This is a genomic window from Phycicoccus avicenniae (assembly GCF_050496545.1).
Lineage (GTDB): Bacteria > Actinomycetota > Actinomycetes > Actinomycetales > Dermatophilaceae > Phycicoccus > Phycicoccus avicenniae_A.
The window spans coordinates 1-20,876 of the sequence record NZ_JBNVZV010000015.1 but is presented as its reverse complement, the minus strand read 5'-3'; the positions used below and the strand labels follow the sequence as shown (position 1 = coordinate 20,876).

Sequence of the window (20,876 nt, the reverse complement as noted above, 5' to 3'; positions counted from 1 at the left end):
GTCACATCCTCAGGTCGAGTCGGGTGTCGGGTCGGTGGTCGGGGGGTCCGGGCCGGGGTTGGGCGGAGGGGTCCGGCGGTGCGGGTCCGTTCCGACCGCTCGGCAGGTCCGCGGGGCGGGGCCGCTGCTGGGCGTCGGTCCCCGGTCCGGACCACTGGCGGGGGTCCGCGCCGGTGCCGACGTCGAGCGCCGTGGCGCGCAGCCCGACGTCCTCGAGGCTGCTGCGCAGCTGGGCGATGCCGTCACGCAGGGCCTCCCGGGTCCCGGCGTCGACGGCGGTGAGGTGCATCCGCACCTCGTCGCCGGAGACGCTGAGCCGGACGTGGACGGCGCCGAGGCCGTCGGGGTCGAGGCGCAGGGTCAGCTCGTGCGTGCCGTCGGGGCCACGCAGCAGCGGGGTGACGGCGGTGACGACCTGGCTGTGGACGGGCACCGGCGGCGCCGCGGGAGCGGCCGCGGCCGGGGCCTGGACCGTGGCGGGCGGCGCGACCGGTGCGGCGACGGGGGCGCCCTGGAGCGCGGCGACGGGCATCCCGGGGTCGGTGACCGTGGCAGCGACGGCGTCCGCAGCGGTGACGGGCAGGGTGCCGGCGGGCAGCGGGCCCGCCTGCGACGCAGCCCCACTCACCGCGTCGGGACCGGCCCCGGCACCACGTGCAGGAAGTGACACATTCGTCAGTTCTTGTCCCTCGGCCGACGCATCGTCCTTCGCTCCGGCGACGACAAGTGACACATTCGTCGATTCCTGCACGGCGGCCGGTGCCTCACCCGGTCCAACAAGTGACACATTCGTCGATTCCTGTACGCCGGCCGGCGCCCCGCCCCGTCCAACACCTGACACATTCGTCGGTTCCTGTACGCCGGCCGGCGCCTCGCCCCGTCCACCAAGTGACACATTCGTCGGTTCCTGCACGGTGGGGGTCGGGGCGAGCAGCGGGGCGACGACGGACGCGACGACCGCGGCGTCGACCACCGGCACAGACGCGTCGGTCGGGGCCTCGGCCGACTGCGAGCCGTCCGGGGTGTCCCCGTCCGGCCTCGAGCCGTCCTGCGCACCGGTTTCCGGCGCCGCGGCGGGGTCGGCCGGCCCGGCCTGCGCGCGCAGGGCCTGCTCGAAGCCGTCGGCGTCGCCACCGGGCCGGCCGGACCGCGCCGGGGTGGCAGCGGCGGTGGGCGCGGCCGCAGCGGCCGCCATCGTCACGGGGGCGCTCATGCGGCGGCTCCCAGCGACCCGAGGACGCGGCGGACGTACTGCTGGGTCTCGGCGTACGGCGGGACACCGCCGTAGCGCTGCACCGCACCGGGCCCGGCGTTGTACGCGGCGACCGCCAGGCCGACCGAGCCGAACCGGCCGAGGTCGCGCTTGAGCATCCGGGCCGCGCCGTCGACGGCCTGGGCCGGGTCCATCGGGTCGACCCCGAGGCCGCGGGCGGTGCCCGGCATCAGCTGCATGAGACCGAGCGCGCCGGCCGGGCTGACCGCCCGGGTGTCGAAGCCGCTCTCGGCCTTGGCGACGGCCGCGAGCAGGCCCTGAGGCAGGCCGTACCGGGCTGTGGCGGAGGCGAACAGGCCCTGCAGACCGGCGGGGGCCGATGCTGCCGGCCCGGCCGCGAGACCCGCGACGCCGGTCATCCCGGCGACCCCGGCGAACTCGGTGGGCGCGGCCACCCCGATGCGGCGGATGGCACTCGGGGTCTTGTAGACGTCCTGGACCTTGACGACGTCACCGGCCTTCGGGGCGGCGATCATCTTGCCGTCGCCGACGTAGATCGCGATGTGCGTGACCGGCGAGTTGAAGGCGAGCAGGTCACCGGGCTGCGCGTGCGCGAGGTCCGGCACGGCGGTGCCTATCCGGGCCTGGTCGGCGGCGACGCGCGGGAGCGAGACGCCGACGTCGGCGTAGGCGCGCTGGACCAGCCCGGAGCAGTCGAGGCCGGTCCGCGGGTCGGTGCCGCCCCAGACGTAGGGCACACCGAGGTACTTCGAGGCGGCGGAGACCGCCCGGGAACCGACGTCGCTGCCGGTCACTCCGGCGAAAGACCCTGTGCCGGAGACGTTCCCGGTGCCCGCGAGGGCCGCGCCGAACACGGAGTCGAAGGACGACGCACCGGCGGCCGCCGGCGTGGTGGCCCGGGTCGCCGACCCGGACACCGACGCGATGACGGACTGGATGGCGGCCATCCGCGCGAAGGCGGCGCCCGGCCCGGCGGTGTCGACGGTCATCGCGGCTCCACCTCCCGGGCACGGCCGGACTCCTCGGCGACCTGCTGGTCGGCGGCGAGCCGGTCCTGGCGGCGCTCCTCGGCGGCCCGCTCGAGGAGGCGCTCGAGGCCGGAGGTGCGGGTGCGCGCCTCGGCGAGCAGCACGCGCGAGCGCTCGGTCTCGCCCTCGGCGAGGGCGTGGCCGGCCGCGCTCGCGGTCACCTGGTCGGCGCGGAGGGTCTCGAGGTCGCGCGCTGCGAGGAACACCGACGCCGCCAGCGGGCGACCCACGTCGGCCACCTCCCGCGCGCCGTAGCGCGCGGCGGCGTCGGCGGCGGCCTCGGCGGCGCGGGCCTGGGCCTGCGCGGCGCGCGCGAGGTCGCCTCGGCGCTGCTCCTCCTGGATGGTCCGGACCCGCAGGACCGTGCGCAGCCGCGCGGTGCGGGCGCTCACAGCGCACCCGCCAGGGCACCGAGGGCGGCCCAGCTCTCGCGGGCGTCCGTGACGTCGTCGAGGTCCTGGCGCAGGAAGGTGTCGATGGCCCCGCTCTGGGCCAGGGCGCGGTCGACGAGCGGGTTGGTGCCCGCGACGTAGGCGCCGATCTCGACGAGGTCCTTGGCGTCGCGACGCGCCGCGAGCAGGGCCCGCAGGGTGCCGGCGGCCGCCCGCTGCTCGCCGTCGGTCAGGGCGCGGTTGGCGCGCGAGACGGACTCGAGCACGTCGATGCACGGGTAGTGGCCGGCCGTCGCGAGGCGCCGGTCGAGGACGACGTGGCCGTCGAGGATCGAGCGGACGGCGTCGGCGACCGGGTCGTTCATGTCGTCGCCCTCGACGAGGACGGTGTAGAGCCCGGTGATGCTGCCGCGCTCGGCGGTCCCGGCCCGCTCGAGGAGCCGGGGCAGCACGCCGAAGACCGAGGGCGGGTAGCCGCGGGTCGTCGGCGGCTCGCCGGCGGCCAGCCCGACCTCGCGCTGGGCCATCGCGACACGGGTGACGCTGTCCATCGCGAGGAGGACGTCGCGGCCCTGGTCGCGGAACCACTCGGCGATGCGGGTGGCGGTCGAGGCGGCGTGGAGCCGGACGAGCGCGGGCTCGTCGGAGGTGGCCACGACGACCACGGCGCGCGCCAGGCCCTCGGTCCCGAGGTCGTGCTCGACGAACTCGCGCACCTCGCGGCCGCGCTCGCCGACGAGGGCGAGGACGGTCACCGGGGCGTCGGTGCCGCGGACGATCATCGAGAGCAGGCTGGACTTGCCGACGCCCGAGCCGGCGAAGATGCCCATCCGCTGGCCGCGCCCGCACGGGACGAGGGTGTCCATCGCGCGGATGCCGAGACCGAGCTGGGTGGTGATGCGCTCGCGGGTCATCGCGGGCGGAGGCGTCCCGTCGGCGCCGACCCACGAGACGCCGGTCAGCGGCGGGCCGCCGTCGATCGGGCGGCCGAGGGCGTCGACGACGCGGCCGACGAGCCCGTCACCGACCGGCACGCGCAGCGGTCCGCCGGTCATCTCGACCCGGTCGCCGACCTTCACACCACGCAGCTCGCCGACCGGCATGCAGCGGGCGGTGCCGTCGTCGAGCGCGACGACCTCGGCGAGGATCGCGCCGCGCCCGCCGAGCACGCGCACGGCGTCCCCGACGGCGACGTCGAGGCCGCTGACCTCGAGCCCGACGCCGACGGCGCGGGTCACGCGGCCGGTCACGCGCGGGCGGGCGGCCCGGACGAGCTCCTCGTGCAGGGTGGTGCTCATCGGCCGAGCACCTCCCGCACGCGGGCGAGGGCGGAGGACAGCTGGGCGTCGACCGTGCGGTCGCCGACGTCGGCGAGGCAGCCGCCGCGTCCGACCGACGGGTCCGCGACGACCTCGAGGGTCGCCGTGGGGGCGAGGGCCGCGAGCGCGTCGGGGTCCTCGACGACGAGTGCGGCGTCCTCCGGGTGCACCCGCACGACGACGGCGGCACCGCGCGGAACCTCGGCCAGGGCGCGGGCCACGGCGTCGCGGGCCGCGCAGCCGTCGACCTCGAGGTGGTGGCCGATCAGCGCCTCGGCGATGTCGACGGCGAGGACGGCAGCGGTGTCGAGAACGTCGCGGACGGTGAGCCCGGCGACGGCGGCGTCGGTGGCGCGCCCCAGCCCGGCGAGCGCGGCCGCGAAGGTGCGGGCCCGCTCGTCGCGCTCGGCGGCGTCGCGGGCCTGCACCTGGACGAGCCATGCGGCCTGCTCGGCGGCGGCCTCGCGCAGGCCCGCCTCCCGCCCGGCCTCGCGCCCGGCGAGCCACTCGGCGGGGATGCCGGTACCGTCGTCGGCTCCGGCGGGGGTCAGCTGCCGGGCGAAGGACGCGGGCGCCACGTCGCCGGTGCCGCCGCGCAGGAGCATCGTCGCGCGCACGGTGTCAGTCGACGAGGTCATCGCCGCCCCCGGCCCGCGAGATCATGATCTCGCCGGACTCCTCGAGCGCGCGGATGCCCTTGACGACGGCCGAGCGGGCCTCCTCGACCTGCGCGGTGCGCACCGGCCCGAGGACCTCGACCTCCTCCTGCAGGGCGGCGGCCGAGCGCTCGGACATGTTGCCGAACACCTTGTCCCGCACCGCGGGTGCCGCACCCTTGAGGGCCAGCGCGAGCTCCTTGGCGTCGACGCCGCGCAGGATGACCTGCATCGTGCGGTCGTCGAGGTCGACGATGTCGGAGAAGGCGAACATCTTCGCGCGCAGGTTCTCCGCGAGGTGGGGGTCGCGCTCCTCGATGCCCTGGAGGATGGAGCGCTCGGTGTCGCGCTGGGCGCGGTTCATGATGCCGACGAGCGGGTCGAGGCCGCCGACGCTCACGTGGTCGCGGGCGTCGCCCATCGAGGCGAGGCTCGAGCGCAGGTGCTCCTCGACGACCCGCACCACCTCGGGGGTGGTGCGGTCCATGACGGCGAGGCGGTGGGCCACGTCCGAGCGCAGCGCGTCGCCGAGCCCGGCGAGGACGTCGGCGGCCTGCTCGCTCGTCAGGTGGGCGAGGACGAGGGCGATGGTCTGGGGGTGCTCGTCCTCGAGGAACGGGCGCAGCAGCGTGGCGTCGACCGTCCGCAGAGAGGCGAACGGCGCGTGCGTGATGGCCGTCGAGAGCCGGCCGAGGATCTCGCGGGACTGCTCGTGCTCGGCCTTGACGAGCATCTCCTCGGCGACGTCGAAGCCGCCGCGGTTGCGCTGCCGGCTCGCGCGCAGCAGCTCCTCGAACTCGCGGACCGCGGTCTCGCGGGCGTCCTCGTCGGCGACGTCCATCGACGCCACCTCGGCCATCAGCGCCTCGATCTCCTCGGGGCGCAGCGAGCGCAGCACCGGAGCGGACTGGTCGGGACCGAGCTGGATGAGCAGGAGGGCGGCCTTGCGCAGGCCGGTCAGCGCGGTCGCGGTGCTCACTTGGCCCCCTCGCTGATCCAGCCGCGGAGCATCCGGGCCACGTCGTCCGGGTTCTCGCGGGCGATGGCGTCGACCGACGGGCCGCCGACGGGCAGGAGGTGCTCGGTCGCGTCGCGCATCGGGAGGGCCGCGCGGGCCTCGGCCATCTCCAGGACGGCGTCCGCCGGGGCCGGGGCGTCGGGCACGCGGTAGTACTCGACCTCCTCGGGCTCGTCACCGCCCTTGCGGCGCCGGCTGCGCAGGAACCCGAGGATGAGAACCGCGAGGACGAGCACGGCCAGGCCGATCGTCTTGTAGAGGTCCATCTGGCTCTGCGACTTGGCCTCCGCCTCGGCAGCGGCCAGCTCCTTGGCGGCCGAGGCCGCGGCGGAGGTGTCGAACGGCATCGCGGTGACCTCGACGACGTCGCCGCGCTTGGGGTCCAGCCCGGCGGCGGCGGTGACGAGGCGGCTCACCGAGTTCGAGTTGACCTGGGCGGCCGCGGCCGAGTCGAGGAGCACCGCCACGGACATCCGCTGGACCTTGCCCGGCGTGCTCGTGGAGGTCTCCTTCAGCGTGCCGAGGGCGTTGGTCTGGCTGACGTCCTTCTTGGAGTACGTGCCGTTGCCGCCCGTGCCGGTGGTGGTCGTCGTGCCGAGCACGCCTCCCGCGGGGGCGCCGGCGCCGGTGTAGGTCTCCGTCGAGGTCTGCGACTGCGTGGTCGTCGCGGGCTTCATCGGGATGTAGGTCTGCTTCTCGGCGCTCTGGGCGTCGAAGTTCAGCGTCGCGTCGACGGTGACGACGGCCTTGCCCGGGCCGACGAGCTTGTCGAGCATCGCCTGCAGCTTCGCGGCGGCCGCGTCGGAGACCGCGCGCTGCTGGGTCTGGCGGGCGTCCGAGCCCGCCGAGCCGGCCGAGCCCCCGGCCGCGCTGAGCACGGCACCGGTCGCGTCCGAGACGGTGACGTCCTCGGCGGCGAGCTTCGGCACCGAGCCGGAGACGAGGTTGACGACCGAGGTGACGGCCTGCTGCGAGAGCGACTTCCCGGGGGCGGTCTTCACGAGGACCGAGGCGGTGGGCTTCGCGGCGTCCGAGGTGAAGACGTCCTCCTGCGGCACCGCGAGGTGCACGACGGCCGACTGGACGCCGTCGATGGCGCCGACGGTCTTGGCCAGCTCGCCCTCGAGGGCCCGCTGGTAGGTGACCTTCTGCTGGAAGTCGCTGCTGGTCATCGACTGCTGGTCCAGCAGCGAGTAGCCGCTCGCCTCGTCGCCGCCCGCGGGGATGCCCTGGCCGGCCAGCGCGACCCGCTGGGCGTAGACGTCGGCCTGGGGCACCATCACGGTCTGGCCGCCGTCGGCGAGCTCGTACGGCGTCCCGCCGTCGGTCAGGGCGGAGGTGACGGCCGCGGCGTCCGAGCCGGAGAGGCCCGTGAACAGCGGCGCGTAGGCCGGCGTCGAGACCCAGCGGACGAAGAAGAACCCGCCGACGACGACCGCGAGCGCGGCGACGACGGCCGTCATCCGCTGGCCCGGGGTGAGCGCGGAGAACATCCGGCCGCCGCGGGCGAGCAGGGCCTTGGGGTCCGGGCCGGTCATACGGGCATCCTCATGATCTCGGTGAAGGCCTCGACGGCCTTGTTGCGGACGGCGACGGTCAGCTGGGTCGCGACCGCGGCCTCGTTGGCGGCGATGGTGTAGTCGTGCACGTCGGCGAGCTGGCCGGTGACGGCCTCGACGGCCTTGGTGTCACTGACCTTCTGGAGCTGGTCGAGCTTCTCCAGGCCCTGGGTCATCGCCTGGCCGAAGCCGGCGCCCTCGGTGGCGGCGGGGCGGGCGGCCTGGGTTACCGGGGGGAGGGCGCCGAGCGAGCCGATCGGGGAGATGCTCATCAGCGGCCCAGCCCGATCGCCTGCTGGTAGGCGGCCTGGGCGCGCTCGACCGTGGCGAGGTTCGCCTGGTAGCCGCGCTGGGACATGATCAGCTGGGTCATCTGGTCGCCGAGGTCGATGTCGGGGGCGCGCACGTAGCCCTGCGCGTCGGCCATCGGGTTGCTCGGGTCGTGGATCAGCCGGCCCTGGGCCGAGCCGAGCTGGATGCCGCCCACGTCGACGCCGGTGCCGTTGCCGCGCGACTGGGCGACGACGTAGCGGGCCTGGAAGGCGTTGCCGCTCGTCGGCCGGACCGTGTTGACGTTGGCGATGTTGTCCGAGACCGCGTCGAGCCAGGTGCGGTGCAGCATCAGCCCGCTGCCGGCGATGTTCATGGCGCCGAAGAGGCTCATCCGACACCGCCGATCGCGCTGCGCAGGCGCTGGAAGCGGTCGGTCATCGCCTGGACACCGAGCTGGTAGGAGAGGCCGGTCTCGGTGGCGGCGAGGGTCTCCTCGTCCAGGTTGACGTTGTTGCCGTTGAGGCCGACCGGGTCCTGGGAGGCGAGGCGGCGGATGGGGGCGCCGGTGACGTCGCCGCCGCCGGCCCACGCGGAGGCGAGGCTGCTCTCGAAGTCGACGCGGCCGGCGATGTAGCCGGGGGTCTGGAGGTTGGCGACGTTGTCCGCGATGGTGCGCTGACGGGCCGACAGGCCGGTGAGGGCACGGCCCAGCGCCTGCATGGTGCTGTCGCCGACGGGGTCGATCATGGCTCTCCTGGAAGGGCGTCACGCACCACCTGTCACGGGGGTGCGTCGAGGGCGCCGCGCGTCCCTGGCGGCAGACGGCCATCCATAGCCGACCTCCCCATCGGCGGGGGGTGGCCTGATGTGAGGGCTTCTTCGGAGACTGGCCGAACGGCCGACCCCGGGGCCCGGCGCGCGCCCGGCCCTTCCGGAGCACACGGGTATCGGGTGACCCGATAACCCTGCGCTCCCCCCCGGTTCCGTTCCCGGGTGGAGCGCGGTCGTATCGGGTGACCCGATACTCGCGAGGCGCCTGGGCGGCGCCGCCTCAGCGGAGGAAGTCGAGGATGCTCGGCTGGACGACCTTGGCCGTCGCCGAGAGCGCCGCCTGGTAGGCGGTCTGCTGGAGGCTGAGGTCGGTGAGCGCCTTCGCGAGGTCGATGCCCTCGACCGTGGAGAGCTGGGTCTCCATCCGGGTCACCGCCGCCGAGCTCACCGTCTTCACCGACTCCAGCCGCGAGGTCCGCGAGCCGACGATGCTCTGGCTCGTCCGCACGGTGTCCGAGGCGGCGTCGAGGTCCTTGAGGACCTGCCCGAGCGCCGCGCGGTCGCCGCTGCGCAGCGCGTCCGAGACCCGCTGCAGCACACCGGCACCGCCGGGGGCGGAGGCGTCGGCGAACAGCGTCGAGAAGGCGTCGGGACCCGTGATGCTCACCGCGACCCGGTCCGGCCCGGTGGTGACGCGGCGCTCGACGGGGGTGGTGTTGCCGAGGTAGGCGCCGCTCGTGTCGTACGCGTTCTCGACGTCCTGCGTGCCGGCGAAGACCGGGCGCCCGAGGTACCGGGTGTTCGCGACGTCGAGCAGGCTCGAGCGCAGCTGGTCGGCCTCGGCCGCCATCGCCGAGCGCTCGGCCGCCGTGTTCGTGTCGTTGGACCCGGCGAGGACGAGCTGGCGCACCCGCAGCAGCAGGGTGTCGGTCTGCATGAGCGCCTGGTCGGCCGTGCCGAGGCGGGCGGCGCCGTCGTCGATGGCGCGGTCGAGCTGCTCGGAACGCTGGTGGTCGGAGCGCAGGGACATCGCGGTGGCCGTGTCGGTCGGGGAGTCGGAGGGCTTGCCGAGGCGCCGCCCGGAGCTGATCTGGTCCTGGGTCGCCTGCAGGCGCGCCAGGCTCGCCTGCAGGGCGGCGGTGACCTGCTGGTTCTGGGAGCTGGGCGTCACGCGGCTCATCACGGGGCTCCGGGGGCGGGCGGGTTGTCGGCGGACCGCATCATCGTGCCATCTGCATGAGCGTGTCGAGGGTCTCGTCGACGACACTGACGAAGCGGGCCGCCGCCTCGTAGGCGTGCTGGAAGCCGAGCAGCCCGACCATCTCCTCGTCGATGCTCACGCTGGAGACCCCGAGCCGCGCGGACTCGGCCTGCGACGCGAGCGCCTGCTGCACCCCGGCCCGGCGGGTCGCACCCTGCACCTGGACCCCGACCGAGACGACGAGGTCGCGGTAGAGCGAGTCGGGCCCGCCGGCCAGCTCGGAGGAGGCGGCCATCGAGTCGGCGTTGGCGCCGTCGGACGCCGGCGGGGGCGCCGACGAGGCCGCGACCCCGGACGCGGACAGCCCCGCGAGCCGCAGCGAGGCGGCGGTGGTCCCGCTGAAGAAGGCCCCACCCGGGGTGCCCGTGGCGTCGTAGCCGGCGGCCTGCCGGGCGTTGACGGTCGCGGCGACGGACGCGGCGACGGTGTCGAGGCGCGCGACGACCGTGGGGATGGTGTCGCCGAGGGTGGTGAGCATCCCCCCGACCTCCCCGCCGGTGACCGTGGCGGGCGTCCCGCTCGCGGACCAGACGACGGCCACGGAGCCGGCCCCCGGCCCGGTCGACGGTCCGGAGACGCCGAGGGTGCTCACGTGGTTGCCCGAGACGAGGACCGAGCCGCCGACCGAGAGGGTCACGGTGCCGTCGTCCATCGGCTGCGCGACGACACCGGCGACGTCACCGAGCTTGCCGACGAGGGTGTCGCGGCGGTCCTCGAGCTCGGAGGTCGACCCGCCCGCGACCCGCGCGGCGCGGATGGCGTCGTTGAGGTCCGCGACGTCGGCGCTCAGCCGGTTGACGGTGGCGACGGAGGCGTTCAGCGCCTCGCGGGTGCCGCCCCACTGCGTCGAGAGCCGGCCCGACAGCTCGCGGAACGAGGCCGCGAGCCGGCCACCCTGCTCGAGCACGCTGGTGCGGGCGGCGCTGCTGTTCGGGTCGGTCGCGAGGTCGCCCCACGACGTCCAGAACTCGGCGAGGCCGGCCTGCAGCCCGCTGTCACCGGGCTCGCCGAAGGCGGACTCCACCATCGAGTGGGCGCTCGCGACCGACGCGGCGGCGGCCGAGGCGCCTCGGGCCTGCTGCGCGCGCACCTCGAGGAGCTGGTCCTGGATGCGGGTGGTGCCGAGGACGGCGACGCCCTCCCCCATCGACGGCGTCGGCCCGAACATCGAGGGCACGTCGGTGCTCGCCTGCGCGGCCTGCTCGATGCGCTGGCGGGTGTAGCCGGGCGTGTTGACGTTGCTGATGTTCTGGCCGGCGAGCTCGAGGCCGCGCTGGGCGGCCTGCAGGGCGCTCAGGCCGATGCCGAGGGAGGAGGCGCTGGACATCAGGCCCTCGCGTCCACGTAGGCCGGCGTGTGCCGGACGGGCGCGCCCGCGGGCGCGCGCAGGTGGTCGGCGCCGAGCGCCCGGGTGGTCACCTCGAGGCCGGCCAGGACGACCTCCTCGAGCGCCCGCGTGCGCTCCAGGGCGGCCTGCGCCCGGGAGGCGAGCCGGGCGGGGAACGGTGAGCCCACCTCGGGGCGGGTGCCGAGGACGTCGACGAGGTCGTCGAGGGTGCCGGCGCGGGCCAGCGACTCGGCGCGGTCGAGGCCGAGCTCGACGGCGTCCAGCGCGTCGTCCCACGAGGTCGTCGCGATGCTCATGACGCCTCCGCCGTGGCCGCGACCTGCGTGAAGGCGTCGCGCAGGGGCTCGACGAGGTCGACGACCTCGGCGACGAGCGCCGCCGACTTCGTGGCGTTGGCCTGGACCAGGCGGTCCTGGACGTAGTCGTAGAGGGCGAGCAGCCCCTCCCCCTCGGGCCAGACGTCGAGGTCGAGGGAGCACGAGAGCTCGGAGACGATCTCCTGCGCGTGCCGCAGGGCCCGGTGCGCCCCCTCGACGTCGCGCCGCTCGAGCCCGACGAGCGCGAGGGTGAGGTCCTTCACGAGCCGGTTGTAGAGCAGCACGACGAGCTGCCCCGGTGACGCGGTGGTCACGGAGTCGTTGGTGTAGCGCCGGCGCAGGGCCGCGGTGGTGGTCACGGTGGTCTCCTCGCTCAGCCAGAGCTCGAGGTGGTGGGCAGGGTCTTCAGCTGGGCGGTCAGCCAGTCGCTCTGCGACCTCAGCGTGCCCAGGGCGGTCTCGAGGGCGGCGTACTGCCGCTTGAGGGTGGTCTCGCGCATCGTCATCCGCGCCTCGAAGGCGGTGATCTGCTGCGTGTAGCCGCGCACCCGGTCCTGCTCGGTCCCGACCTGCTTGGTGACGAAGCCGTCGAGCGGGTCCGAGGCCTGCTTCGCGACGTCGGCGACGGTGGTGGCCATCGTCGTCAGGGTCGCCTTCACGGCGGCGGGGTCCTTCGCGTACGCGGCGAGGAACGCGGTGCGGTCGAAGGCCAGCTGGCCGTCGCGGCCGACGGTGACGCCGTAGGCGGACGGGCTGCTCGTCTTCCCGCCGACCGCCGCGTCGGTGATCCGGCGGGTGACGAGCTGTGTCATCGAGTTGCCCAGCAGCACACCGGACTTCTTGGTGTCGGCGTCGTAGCCGGACCGGCCGGCGATGAAGGACAGCGCCTGGTTCGCGCCCGCGACGAGGGCGGCGACCTTGTCGGCCACGGCCCCGTCGTCGGCGGCGACCGTGGTGGTGACCGGGGTGGTCGGGTCGGCCTTGATGGCGGTGATCGTCACGCCGCTCAGCAGGCCGGTGACGCTCGTCGTCGAGGAGCGCACGTCGTAGGCACCGGGGCCGGTGCCGACGTGCAGCACGGTGTCGGTCCCGGCCTGGAGCTGGGCCAGCTCGCCGAGGCCGGAGGACCCGAAGGCACCGGCCGAGAGCATCAGGTCGGAGTCGGCGCCCGTGCTCGTCGAGGTGAGCTGCAGGCGGTAGGCGTCGGCCGAGACCTTGACGGTCGCGGCGGTGGCCCCCACGGCGGAGGCGCCGACGGCCGAGGCGACCTGGCCGAGCGTCGAGCCGTTCGCCAGCCCGAGGTCGGCCACGGTGGCGGTCCCGGCCCGCAGGCCGCCGCCGAGCGAGAGGACGACCCGGTTCGTGCCGGTGCCGGGGAGCGTGACGCTCGACCCGGCGGACAGGTCGCTCAGGGTGGTTGCCACGCCGTCGACGGCGACGACGGCGTCGGTGCCGGTCGCGGTGGTCGTGGTGTCGGAGAGGCCGAGTGCGGCGTTCGCGGTGTCGACGCGCAACGTTGCGGCCGATCCCTCACGCGTCGTGCTCAGGCGCAGCGCGCCGTCCTCGCCGATGCTCGCGCGCACCGCCCCGGCGGCCGCGCGGGTGACCTCGGCGGCGAGCTGGCTGGGGGTGTAGGTGCCGGCGGCGAGGTTGATGGCGGTCGGCCCGGAGCCGGTGTCGACGACGAGCTGGGCGCTCGCGGCGTCGATCGTCACGGTGGAGCCGAGCGGGACCCCGGAGAGGGTCGCACCGGCGGACCCCTGGGTGACCTTGACCGTGTGGGAGCCGGCCGAGAGGGTCGTGCCGGCGAGGAGGGCGGTGGCGCCGATCGCGCCGAGGCCCTTGCCGAGGACGACGGGGGCGCTGGTCACCGCGGTCGAGAGGGAGGGGACGCTCCCCCTCGACACCGCGGCGCCGGCGGTGGCGACGCTCGTGACCGTGAACGTCGCCGAACCCGCCTGCGCCGTACCGTCGGAGACGACGGAGGCGAGGGCGGGCTGGGTCGAGCTCGAGGTGGTCGCGGACCACGCCGAGGTCTTCGTGACGGGGTTGGTGGCGAAGGACGTGGCCACGTCGCGCAGCGACGACAGCGTCGAGTTCAGCGACTGCAGCGTGCTGATCATCGTCTGGCTCTGCGCCTTGCCGGTGGTCAGGTACGAGCCCGACTTCCGCTCCAGGGTCATGAGCGAGCTGATGATGGACGTGGTGTCCAGGCCGGAGATCAGTCCGTCGATGGACGACATGGGTCCTCCTCCTTCCGATCCTCGTCAGGGTGGTGGTGCGGGTCCGCCCGGGCCCGCGGGTGCGGGCCCGGGCGAGCAGCCGAACTCAGCCGAGGAGCTTGAGGACGGACTGCGGGGCGCTGTTCGCCTGGGCGAGCATCGAGACGCCGGCCTGGGAGAGGATCTGCGAGCGCGAGAAGCTGCTCATCTCCTTCGCCATGTCGGTGTCGCGGATGCGCGACTCGGCCGCGGCAGCGTTCTCGGCCGCGACGCTCAGGCTGTTGATGGTGTGCTGCAGACGGTTCTGCACCGCACCGAGGTCGGCCCGGTTGCCCGAGACGGTCTTGATGGCGTCGTCGATCGCGGTCAGCGCGCTGGCGGCGCCGGCCTGGGTCGAGACGTCGAGGGCGTCGGTGCCGAGGGTGGCGGTGTCGGCCTGGGCGAACGCGACGCTCACGGTCTGGCCGTTGTTGGCACCGATCTGGAAGGTGAACGAGCCGGCCGTGCCGCCCGTGCCGTCGAGCAGGTTCTGCCCGTTGAACTGGGTGGTGCTGGCGATGCGGTCGAGCTCGTCGTTGAGGGCGGTGACCTCCTTCTGGATGGCGGCGCGGTCGTCGTCGGTGTTGGTGTCGTTGGCCGACTGCACCGACAGCTGGCGCATGCGCTGGAGGATGGAGTGCGTCTCGTTGAGCGCACCCTCCGCCGTCTGGACGAGGGAGATCGCGTCCTGCGCGTTGGACGAGGCCTGGCCGAGGCCGGAGGTCTGGGCGCGCAGCTTCTCGCTGATCGCCAGGCCGGCCGCGTCGTCGGCCGCGCGGTTGATGCGCAGACCCGAGGACAGGCGCTCGAGGCTGGTGTTCATCGTGCTCTGGGTGGAGCTGAGGTGCCGGTACGTGTTGAGAGCGGCGACGTTGGTGTTGACCTGCAGACCCATGATGATTTCCTCCTTGGATGGGGTCTCGGACCGCCGTCCGTGGCGATCCGTGTCGCTCCCACAGTCGGGGCGACACCCCCCTCATCGGCCGGGCCCCGGACGACTTGAGGGCCCCGGCGGAGAAATTCCGCGGGGCCCTCGAGTGGGTGTCCGGTGCCGGCGTCAGACGGCGTGCCTCACCGCGCCCGGACGGGTGGCCAGGCCGCCGCGCTGCGCCATCGAGGCGCGCTTGGCGATGTCGGCGTAGTAGGTGGCGCGCCGGCGCGCGGCGGCCCCGGTGTTCGCGGCGGTCACGGGCGGGTGCTCGGCGCCGTGGGTGGCGCGCATGCCGTCGCGGAGGACGGCCAGCGCCTCCGTGCGCAGCTGCGAGACACGGGACTCGGTCACCCCCAGCTCCTCGGCGACGTCCTTGAGGAGGCGGTCCTCGAAGAAGGTGGCCTGGACGACGAGGCGGAGCCGCTCCGGGAGCGCCGCGACCGCGGCGTGCAGGTAGGTCTCGCGCTCGCGCTCGACGACGAGGTGCTCGGGGGTCTGGTCGACGCGGGGCAGGACACCCTCCGCCGCACCGGAGTCGACCAGCGGGTCGAGCCGGACGACGACCGAGCGGTGCACGGCGCGGGAGACCTCGCGGACGTCGTCGACGGTCAGACCCATCCGGGCGGCGACCTCGCGCTCCTGGGGCTCGCGCCCGAGCTCGGCGGTCAGCACCCCGCGCGCGGTGTCGTGCTCGCGGGCCTTGGTCCGCACCGAGCGCGACGCCCAGTCCATCGAGCGCAGCTCGTCGAGCAGGGCGCCCTTGATGCGGGTCGCGGCGTAGCGGCCGAAGGGCACTCCGCGCTCGGGGTCGAAGGAGGCGGCCGCGGCGGCGAGGGCGTACATGCCCGCCGACGTCAGGTCGTCCACCGCCACGTGGGAGGGGAGGCGGGCGCTCAGGGAGCGCACCTCGTAGCCCACGATGGGCAGGTGCTCGCGGCACAGCTGCTCGAGGTCCCGGGGGGAGGTGGCGGTCGCGTTCTCGGTCACGGATCAAGCGTCGAACCGCTTCGGTGACCCCGCCACCCGGGGAGGGCCCGGACGGGGACATAGAGCCCTTCGACGGAGCGGCGCCGACCCGTTCGTTCACGGCCCATCCTCCGAACGGCCAGCGGCGACCCCGATGGGCGCGCTCCGGGCCCGGCGCCTCACCCCGTGGCAGACTGGTCGGCGCGCCGAGGGCGCTCAAGTCCGCCCCCGCCCGAACCGATGAGGTAGCAGTGGAACACCGTGAGGAAGGCGTCGTCGCCGCCTGTGCCGACCTCTCCGAGTCGCTGTGGCGCACGCGCGAGCTCCTCGAGTCCCTCGCCTACCGCATCGAGGTGCAGCGGGCCCTAGTCGAGACCGGCCGCGGCTCGTGGCTGGCCCGCTCCACCCGCGACGTCGACGAGCTGATCGCCACCATCCGCACCTCCGAGCTGTCCCGCGCCGTCGAGCTGCTCCCCCTCACCGAGCTGCTCGGCCTGCCGCAGGAGGCCAGCCTGCGCGAGGTCGCCGAGGCCGTGCCGACCCCATGGGACCAGGTCTTCGCCGAGCACCGGCACGCGCTCGCCGAGCTGACCCAGGGCCTCACCGAGGCGGCGCTGGCCAACAAGGAGCTGCTCTCCTCCAGCGCCCGGGCCATCGACGAGGCCCTCGCCCGCTTCCGGACCCCCGCGTCGGGCTCCACCTACACCGCGAGCGGCTCGCGCGACCGCGAGTCCTCGGCCCGCTTCTTCGACGAGACCACGTGAGGTCGGACATGACGGACACCCCCGCGAGCGCGACCGCCGCCCGCACCATCCACGTCTCCGAGGGGATCGTCGGGTTCCCCGCGACGGAGTACGAGGTGCAGCCGGTCGCCGCCGGGCTGTTCGACCTGCGCCCGGTCGACGACGAGGGCACCGGCTTCGTCACGGCCGACGCCGGGGTCTTCTTCCCCGACTACCACCCCGAGATCGACGACCCCACGGCCGAGCGCCTCGGGCTCACCGACGCCGCCGACGCCCAGGTCCTGCTCATCGTCACCGTCGCCGAGGACGTCACCCGATCCACCGCCAACCTGCTCGCGCCGGTCGTCCTCAACACCCGGACCCTCGACGCCGCGCAGGTCGTGCTCACCGGCCAGGACTTCCCGCTCCGCGCCCCGCTGATCGCCGCCTCGTGACCCCCGACCGACGACCCGGCCCCCGGCCAGGAGAGGAGTCCCCGTGCTGGTGCTGAGCCGACGGCCCCACGAGGGCATCCGGATCCGCCACGACATCGTCGTGACGGTCCTGGAGATCAGCGGCGACAAGGTGCGCCTCGGCATCGAGGCGCCGGCCTCGGTGCAGATCCACCGCGAGGAGATCTACCTGGCGGTGCTCAAGGCCAACGAGGAGGCCTCCACGACCTCCTCGGCGGCGGTGGCCGGGCTGGCGCAGGTCATCGGTGACCGGGTCGGCGGCACGGCGCCGCCCGCCGCACCCCCGGCGCCCGCGCCGGCCGCCCCGAACGCGGACGGCTCCCCCGCCGGCTGAGCGAGTCCGTCGCCGGCCGCGCAGGGACGCTGCACCGGATCAGAGCCGGCCGTCCTTGAAGCGCGCGAACGCGTTGCGCGAGGCGCTGTCGAGGACGACGATCGACTGCCCGTCCGGGCTCGTACCGAACCCGCCCTTGGCGGTGGCGTGCCCGACCTTGGTCGGGTTGATCTTGTAGAACGAGGCGACGAAGGTCAGCGCGTCGGCGGCGGAGAGGTCGGTCTCGGCGTACTTCGAGACGATCGACATCTCCTTCGGCACGATCGTCACGCCCTGGACACGGGCCGACACGGCGGCGGCCAGGAGCATCTCGGTCTGGTGGGCCGAGCGCCCGAAGTCGCCGTCGGGCAGCGACTTGCGCTCGCGCGCGTAGGCGAGCGCGAACTTGCCGGTGAGGATCTGCTTGCCGGCCTTGACGGTGGTCTTGCCCTGGAGGACGACCTTCTTCGCCACGGTCATGGGCAGGCCGCCGGACTCGTTGACGATGTCGCGGAAGCCGCCGAAGCCGGTGACGACGTAGCCCTCGATGGGGAGGCCGGTGACCGCGCGGACCGTCTGCACCTGGCCCTTGCCCCCGCCGTACGCGAAGGCCGCGTTGATCTTGGCCTTGCCGCCGCCGGGCATCGGCGCCCAGATGTCGCGGGCCATGCCCATGATGCCGCCGCCGCCCTTGCCGTCGATGCCGATGACCTGGAGGGTGTCGCCGCGGGTGCCCTTGAGCGGCTTGTCCGTGCGGGCGTCGGAGCCGATGACGAGGACGAAGCGCGGGCCCTTGCCGAGCGAGGTCGGCTTGTCGAGCGAGGGCCACCAGCCGCCGACGACCTTCCACTGCGGCCCGACGGCCAGGGTCACGTCGTCACCCGAGGTGACGACGGCGACCTTCTCCTTCTTCCAGGTGCCGAGGCTGGCCTTGGCGGTGATGCCCTTCTTCCCCGCGTAGACCTTCGCGACGGCCGCGGTGAGCTTCGCGTCGGCCCCCTCGACGACGACGTCGGGCGTGGGGGTCGGGGTGGCGGAGGTGGGTGCGGCGGAGGTGCTGCTCGTCGTGGGCTCGGGGTCGCCGGAGCAGCCGGCGAGGGCGAGGAGGGCGACGGCCAGGACCGCGGTGGGACGCATGCGCATGGCAGACGAGGGTACGTGCGGACCGGCGCAGGGCCCGAACCGGCCTCAGGCGTGTCTCAGCGCCGGAGCGGGTCGAGCAGCTCGATGGTGCAGGTGAGGCCGGCGGCACGAGCGAGTCGTGCGTCGCCGGTGAGCAGGGTGGCGTCCAGGATCTCGGCCAGCGCGACGTAGGCGCTGTCGTAGGTCGTCAGGTTCTCCCGCAGCTCCCAGCACCGCGGCAACAACACCAGGTGCGCGGCGCGGTGCATCTGCAGCGCCGCCAGGTCCGCCAGGGCCAGTCCGGTCCGGCGGTCGTCGATCGTCCCCAGGCGGTTCTGACGCCGCAGCACCGAGGCGACCTCGAGGTCGACGAGCTCAGGGGCGGCCAGTGTCTCCCCGGTGAGTCGGGAGCGCGCGGCATCCCCGTCTGGTCCGTCGTCGGCCAGGGCGACCACGAGGACGCTGGCGTCAACGACGAGCACGATCCTCCCGGACGGTCGTGACCGCGTCCGCCAGCGGCACCGACCCGCCCGATCGGCCGCCGGCCCGGGCGAGGACCTCCTCCACGGTGGGTCGGCCGGCCTCGGCGATCAGCCGGGAGCGCAGGTACTCCTGCAGGGACTGGTGTGCCTCGGCAGCCCGTCGCCGCAGCACCGCGTGGGTGTCCTCCGGGACATCCTTGATCTGCACGCTCGGCATGGCGCCATTATGGCGCCGTGAGCGCCGGATCGCCAGACGTTCCGACGCCGTCCGCGGGAGCGGTGGTCCCCGGGGGCTGCTCGCTCAGCGTGGCACCTGGTGCGTGCGGGGGCGGCGGCTGCCCCGCACGTGGCGGTCCCACGGGGCCGCGAGGTACTCGCCGAGCACGGTGCCGGTGGCGATGGCCAGCAGGACGCCGCCGGCGGACAGCAGGGTCGACAGGCCGGACTGGAAGGTGAGCAGCCCCGAGTTCTCGCCCTGGGCGACGAGCTCGTAGAGGCCGCGGAAGATCGTCAGACCGGGCAGCAGGCCGAAGCTGGCGGGCACGACGAGGACGAGGGAAGGGGCATCCATCCGCTGCGCCAGCAGCCGGCCGAGCACGCCGACCACGACGGCGGCGATACCGGTGGCCGTGACCGCCCCGACCCCGGGGCCGCGGGTGAGCACCGCCGAGACCGCGACGCCGACGATGGTCAGCAGCCCCATCGGGAGGATGAGCCCCCGGCGGCTCTGCACCGTGACGCCGGCGGCCAGCCCGACGACGAGCGAGGCGAGCAGGGCGGGGAGGATCGGCGCCTGGGTGACCCGCAGGTCCAGCACGTCCGGCGAGACGAAGCTGCTGCTGGTCCACCGGGTGAGCATGAGCATCGCGCTCAGCCCGGACGCGATCCCGATGATCAGCCCGGTGAGCGACAGCAGGACCGCGAGCAGCCGACCGGCGCCGGTGAGCGGGTACCCGAAGATGACGTCCTCGATCGCCGAGGCCATCGTGCGCCCGGGCAGCATCGCGACGATGCCGCCGGCCACCACGAAGGCGAACTCGCTCTCGCCGAACGGGATCGCACCGGTGGCACCGAGCGCGTACAGCCCACCGGCGAACAGCGTCGCGGCGAACGCGTTGATCGCGTTGCCGTAGAACTCCGGCAGGTCCAGCCGCGCGTGCAGCCGGGCGACCGCGGCGACGCCGAGCACCACCCCGATGGTCGCCAGCGCGGCCAGCGCGCTCGCCCCGATGACGACCGCCACCGCCGACGCGAGGAGGGCGTTGGCCAGCGTGACCGCCCACTTCGGGTAGTTGCGCGGGTGCAGCTTGATCTCCTGGATGCGCGCCGCGGCCTCGGCCGTGGTGACCTCGCCGGCGACGAGCGACTCGACGAGCCGGTGCACGGCCACGAGCCGGGCGTAGTCGAAGCGGGTGTGCCGCACCACGCGCAGCAGCGTGTGCCGGCGGCCGGCGCTGCTGCGCGCCTGCACGACGATCGACTGGAGCGTGATGTCGAGCTCGACCCGGTCCACACCGGCCGCCGCGGCCGTGGCGGCGATGGCGCCCTCCACCTGGGGAGCGCCGGCGCCGCAGCGCAGCATCAGCTCGCCGACGCGCACCGCGAGGTCGAGGGCCTGCTCGAGCGCGGCGTCCTCGGCGGCCGCGCCCGGGATGCGGGCGTGCCGGTACGGCGTGCGGCGCAGCAGGTCGGCCATCGGCATCGGCTCGGTCGGCAGGTCACCGCGCAGGATGCGGGGGCGGCGGGTGCGAGGGTCGGTCACAGGCCGGGCACCACCTCGTCGACCCAGCCGGGCGGGGTCGACAGCGGCCACCACGAGGGCGCACCGCGGCTGACGGCGAGGGCGACGAGCGCGGCGCCCCCGAGGAGGAAGGCCGCCACGAGGACCTGGCGCACGGTGTCGTGCCCCGTGAGCCCGCGCACGAGGCTGCGGCTGCCCCGGCGCAGGGCGGCGCCGCCCGGGCCCCACCAGGCGGTGAGCGCCGTGAAGCCGCCCGCGGCGAGGAGCGGGACCACGGCGTCGGCGCGGGTGGCGTCGCCGGTGACCCCACCGACGACGAGGGCGCCGGCGAACATCGCGCAGACCCCGACGAGCAGCGGCACCGCGAGGGTCACGAGCGAGCCGACCGCGCCGACGACCAGGTGCCACGGGCTCGCGGCCACCGCGACCGCGACGTCGCTGCCCCGCGCCCCGCGGGCGTGCCGGCGCATGACGAGCGAGGTGACCGAGCGGTCCGACGTGCGCGCGAGCACCATCCACGCGGCGAGCAGCAGGAGGCCGACCAGCGGCGCGGCCGCGGTGACACCCCCGAGCAGGGCCAGCAGCGCGAGGAGCACGCCCGAACGGGTCGGCAGGCCGATGCGCGGGTCGGCGGAGACCTGCACGGCGTCGTCGTCGTCGCGCTCGCGCAACGGACCGGGTGGGAGCGCG

The 20,876-nt window shown here is 74.6% G+C and carries 24 protein-coding genes and 1 pseudogene; 3 read left to right on the top strand and 22 right to left on the bottom strand.

Annotated elements, in window-relative coordinates; translation table 11 throughout:
* Nucleotide 1 precedes the first annotated feature (1 nt).
* From ACQZ2A_RS13330 to ACQZ2A_RS13250, 17 genes are all read right to left on the bottom strand, one after another.
* Nucleotides 2-1,213 (bottom strand): flagellar hook-length control protein FliK, encoded by a 1,212-nt coding sequence (locus ACQZ2A_RS13330; RefSeq protein WP_430211827.1) that lies wholly within the window; start codon nucleotides 1,211-1,213, stop codon nucleotides 2-4.
* Complete coding sequence (locus tag ACQZ2A_RS13325) at nucleotides 1,210-2,223, bottom strand: transglycosylase SLT domain-containing protein (RefSeq protein ID WP_430211825.1); 1,014 nt, start codon at nucleotides 2,221-2,223, stop codon at nucleotides 1,210-1,212. The genes ACQZ2A_RS13330 and ACQZ2A_RS13325 overlap by 4 nt, the downstream gene beginning before the upstream one ends.
* Nucleotides 2,220-2,654, bottom strand: a complete 435-nt coding sequence (locus ACQZ2A_RS13320) for a hypothetical protein (protein WP_430211823.1) — start codon at nucleotides 2,652-2,654, stop codon at nucleotides 2,220-2,222. Before ACQZ2A_RS13320 ends, ACQZ2A_RS13325 begins: the two co-directional genes overlap by 4 nt.
* On the bottom strand, nucleotides 2,651-3,952 hold the full coding sequence (locus tag ACQZ2A_RS13315) for a FliI/YscN family ATPase (RefSeq protein ID WP_430211820.1): 1,302 nt from the start codon (nucleotides 3,950-3,952) through the stop codon (nucleotides 2,651-2,653). The genes ACQZ2A_RS13320 and ACQZ2A_RS13315 overlap by 4 nt, the downstream gene beginning before the upstream one ends.
* Nucleotides 3,949-4,611, bottom strand: coding sequence for a FliH/SctL family protein (locus ACQZ2A_RS13310; protein WP_430211817.1), 663 nt, complete (start codon nucleotides 4,609-4,611; stop codon nucleotides 3,949-3,951). Before ACQZ2A_RS13310 ends, ACQZ2A_RS13315 begins: the two co-directional genes overlap by 4 nt.
* Nucleotides 4,595-5,608, bottom strand: a complete 1,014-nt coding sequence (fliG, locus tag ACQZ2A_RS13305; RefSeq protein ID WP_430211814.1) for a flagellar motor switch protein FliG — start codon at nucleotides 5,606-5,608, stop codon at nucleotides 4,595-4,597. The genes ACQZ2A_RS13310 and fliG overlap by 17 nt, the downstream gene beginning before the upstream one ends.
* Nucleotides 5,605-7,185, bottom strand: coding sequence for a flagellar basal-body MS-ring/collar protein FliF (gene fliF / locus ACQZ2A_RS13300; RefSeq protein WP_430211812.1), 1,581 nt, complete (start codon nucleotides 7,183-7,185; stop codon nucleotides 5,605-5,607). Before fliF ends, fliG begins: the two co-directional genes overlap by 4 nt.
* Nucleotides 7,182-7,478: a flagellar hook-basal body complex protein FliE gene (gene fliE, locus ACQZ2A_RS13295; protein ID WP_430211810.1), complete on the bottom strand. Its 297-nt coding sequence runs from the start codon at nucleotides 7,476-7,478 to the stop codon at nucleotides 7,182-7,184. The genes fliF and fliE overlap by 4 nt, the downstream gene beginning before the upstream one ends.
* Nucleotides 7,478-7,870 (bottom strand): flagellar basal body rod protein FlgC, encoded by a 393-nt coding sequence (locus ACQZ2A_RS13290; RefSeq protein ID WP_430211808.1) that lies wholly within the window; start codon nucleotides 7,868-7,870, stop codon nucleotides 7,478-7,480. Before ACQZ2A_RS13290 ends, fliE begins: the two co-directional genes overlap by 1 nt.
* A complete protein-coding gene (locus ACQZ2A_RS13285) occupies nucleotides 7,867-8,226 on the bottom strand; it encodes a flagellar basal body rod protein FlgB (protein ID WP_430211806.1) in 360 nt (119 codons plus the stop codon). The genes ACQZ2A_RS13290 and ACQZ2A_RS13285 overlap by 4 nt, the downstream gene beginning before the upstream one ends.
* Nucleotides 8,227-8,530: 304 nt before the next feature.
* Nucleotides 8,531-9,421, bottom strand: a complete 891-nt coding sequence (locus ACQZ2A_RS13280; protein WP_430211803.1) for a flagellin — start codon at nucleotides 9,419-9,421, stop codon at nucleotides 8,531-8,533.
* Between the two features lie 49 nt (nucleotides 9,422-9,470).
* Nucleotides 9,471-10,838 carry a flagellar hook-associated protein FlgK gene (gene flgK / locus ACQZ2A_RS13275; RefSeq protein WP_430211801.1) on the bottom strand — a complete coding sequence of 456 codons (1,368 nt, stop codon included), beginning with the start codon at nucleotides 10,836-10,838 and terminating at the stop codon, nucleotides 9,471-9,473.
* Nucleotides 10,838-11,155, bottom strand: coding sequence for a hypothetical protein (locus ACQZ2A_RS13270; RefSeq protein ID WP_430211799.1), 318 nt, complete (start codon nucleotides 11,153-11,155; stop codon nucleotides 10,838-10,840). The genes flgK and ACQZ2A_RS13270 overlap by 1 nt, the downstream gene beginning before the upstream one ends.
* Nucleotides 11,152-11,535 (bottom strand): flagellar export chaperone FliS, encoded by a 384-nt coding sequence (gene fliS / locus ACQZ2A_RS13265; protein ID WP_430211796.1) that lies wholly within the window; start codon nucleotides 11,533-11,535, stop codon nucleotides 11,152-11,154. Before fliS ends, ACQZ2A_RS13270 begins: the two co-directional genes overlap by 4 nt.
* Before the next feature lie 14 nt (nucleotides 11,536-11,549).
* Nucleotides 11,550-13,418: a flagellar filament capping protein FliD gene (gene fliD / locus ACQZ2A_RS13260; RefSeq protein WP_430211793.1), complete on the bottom strand. Its 1,869-nt coding sequence runs from the start codon at nucleotides 13,416-13,418 to the stop codon at nucleotides 11,550-11,552.
* Nucleotides 13,419-13,503: 85 nt separating this feature from the next.
* Nucleotides 13,504-14,331, bottom strand: a complete 828-nt coding sequence (locus ACQZ2A_RS13255; protein WP_430211790.1) for a flagellin — start codon at nucleotides 14,329-14,331, stop codon at nucleotides 13,504-13,506.
* A 162-nt stretch (nucleotides 14,332-14,493) separates the two neighbouring features.
* Nucleotides 14,494-15,354 (bottom strand): sigma-70 family RNA polymerase sigma factor, encoded by an 861-nt coding sequence (locus tag ACQZ2A_RS13250; RefSeq protein ID WP_430211787.1) that lies wholly within the window; start codon nucleotides 15,352-15,354, stop codon nucleotides 14,494-14,496.
* Between the two features lie 230 nt (nucleotides 15,355-15,584).
* On the opposite strand from ACQZ2A_RS13250, the gene flgN reads away from it, so the two are divergent.
* From flgN to csrA, 3 genes are read left to right on the top strand one after another with little or no spacing between them, the layout of a single operon-like run.
* A complete protein-coding gene (gene flgN / locus ACQZ2A_RS13245; RefSeq protein ID WP_430211785.1) occupies nucleotides 15,585-16,097 on the top strand; it encodes a flagellar export chaperone FlgN in 513 nt (170 codons plus the stop codon).
* 8 nt (nucleotides 16,098-16,105) lie between these two features.
* Nucleotides 16,106-16,510 carry a flagellar assembly protein FliW gene (locus ACQZ2A_RS13240; protein ID WP_430211782.1) on the top strand — a complete coding sequence of 135 codons (405 nt, stop codon included), beginning with the start codon at nucleotides 16,106-16,108 and terminating at the stop codon, nucleotides 16,508-16,510.
* Nucleotides 16,511-16,553: 43 nt separating this feature from the next.
* Complete coding sequence (gene csrA / locus ACQZ2A_RS13235) at nucleotides 16,554-16,862, top strand: carbon storage regulator CsrA (protein ID WP_430211780.1); 309 nt, start codon at nucleotides 16,554-16,556, stop codon at nucleotides 16,860-16,862.
* A 39-nt stretch (nucleotides 16,863-16,901) separates the two neighbouring features.
* On the opposite strand, the gene ACQZ2A_RS13230 is transcribed toward csrA, so the two are convergent.
* The 5 genes and pseudogenes from ACQZ2A_RS13230 to ACQZ2A_RS13210 all read right to left on the bottom strand — a co-directional run.
* Nucleotides 16,902-17,984, bottom strand: a complete 1,083-nt coding sequence (locus tag ACQZ2A_RS13230; RefSeq protein ID WP_430211778.1) for an LCP family protein — start codon at nucleotides 17,982-17,984, stop codon at nucleotides 16,902-16,904.
* Between the two features lie 56 nt (nucleotides 17,985-18,040).
* Entirely contained in the window at nucleotides 18,041-18,445 is a 405-nt protein-coding gene (locus ACQZ2A_RS13225) for a type II toxin-antitoxin system VapC family toxin (protein ID WP_430211775.1), read from the bottom strand.
* Nucleotides 18,432-18,662 (bottom strand): FitA-like ribbon-helix-helix domain-containing protein, encoded by a 231-nt coding sequence (locus tag ACQZ2A_RS13220; RefSeq protein WP_430211773.1) that lies wholly within the window; start codon nucleotides 18,660-18,662, stop codon nucleotides 18,432-18,434. Before ACQZ2A_RS13220 ends, ACQZ2A_RS13225 begins: the two co-directional genes overlap by 14 nt.
* An 84-nt stretch (nucleotides 18,663-18,746) precedes the next feature.
* Entirely contained in the window at nucleotides 18,747-20,207 is a 1,461-nt protein-coding gene (locus tag ACQZ2A_RS13215; protein ID WP_430211771.1) for a threonine/serine ThrE exporter family protein, read from the bottom strand.
* Nucleotides 20,204-20,876: pseudogene (locus tag ACQZ2A_RS13210) on the bottom strand (serine/threonine-protein kinase); the annotation flags it as partial. The pseudogene ACQZ2A_RS13210 and the gene ACQZ2A_RS13215, both read right to left, overlap by 4 nt.

What these genes read in the sequence shown, in the direction of transcription:
- ACQZ2A_RS13270 (WP_430211799.1), bottom strand. Translation starts at nt 11,155, where the DNA reads ATGAGCATCGCGACGACCTCGTGGGACGACGCGCTGGACGCCGTCGAG.
- fliE (WP_430211810.1), bottom strand. Translation starts at nt 7,478, where the DNA reads ATGAGCATCTCCCCGATCGGCTCGCTCGGCGCCCTCCCCCCGGTAACC.
- ACQZ2A_RS13315 (WP_430211820.1), bottom strand. Translation starts at nt 3,952, where the DNA reads ATGAGCACCACCCTGCACGAGGAGCTCGTCCGGGCCGCCCGCCCGCGC.
- fliF (WP_430211812.1), bottom strand. Translation starts at nt 7,185, where the DNA reads ATGACCGGCCCGGACCCCAAGGCCCTGCTCGCCCGCGGCGGCCGGATG.
- ACQZ2A_RS13220 (WP_430211773.1), bottom strand. Translation starts at nt 18,662, where the DNA reads ATGCCGAGCGTGCAGATCAAGGATGTCCCGGAGGACACCCACGCGGTG.
- ACQZ2A_RS13240 (WP_430211782.1), top strand. Translation starts at nt 16,106, where the DNA reads ATGACGGACACCCCCGCGAGCGCGACCGCCGCCCGCACCATCCACGTC.
- ACQZ2A_RS13310 (WP_430211817.1), bottom strand. Translation starts at nt 4,611, where the DNA reads ATGACCTCGTCGACTGACACCGTGCGCGCGACGATGCTCCTGCGCGGC.
- ACQZ2A_RS13230 (WP_430211778.1), bottom strand. Translation starts at nt 17,984, where the DNA reads ATGCGCATGCGTCCCACCGCGGTCCTGGCCGTCGCCCTCCTCGCCCTC.
- fliD (WP_430211793.1), bottom strand. Translation starts at nt 13,418, where the DNA reads ATGTCGTCCATCGACGGACTGATCTCCGGCCTGGACACCACGTCCATC.
- ACQZ2A_RS13290 (WP_430211808.1), bottom strand. Translation starts at nt 7,870, where the DNA reads ATGAGCCTCTTCGGCGCCATGAACATCGCCGGCAGCGGGCTGATGCTG.
- flgK (WP_430211801.1), bottom strand. Translation starts at nt 10,838, where the DNA reads ATGTCCAGCGCCTCCTCCCTCGGCATCGGCCTGAGCGCCCTGCAGGCC.
- ACQZ2A_RS13330 (WP_430211827.1), bottom strand. Translation starts at nt 1,213, where the DNA reads ATGAGCGCCCCCGTGACGATGGCGGCCGCTGCGGCCGCGCCCACCGCC.
- ACQZ2A_RS13285 (WP_430211806.1), bottom strand. Translation starts at nt 8,226, where the DNA reads ATGATCGACCCCGTCGGCGACAGCACCATGCAGGCGCTGGGCCGTGCC.
- ACQZ2A_RS13255 (WP_430211790.1), bottom strand. Translation starts at nt 14,331, where the DNA reads ATGGGTCTGCAGGTCAACACCAACGTCGCCGCTCTCAACACGTACCGG.
- ACQZ2A_RS13325 (WP_430211825.1), bottom strand. Translation starts at nt 2,223, where the DNA reads ATGACCGTCGACACCGCCGGGCCGGGCGCCGCCTTCGCGCGGATGGCC.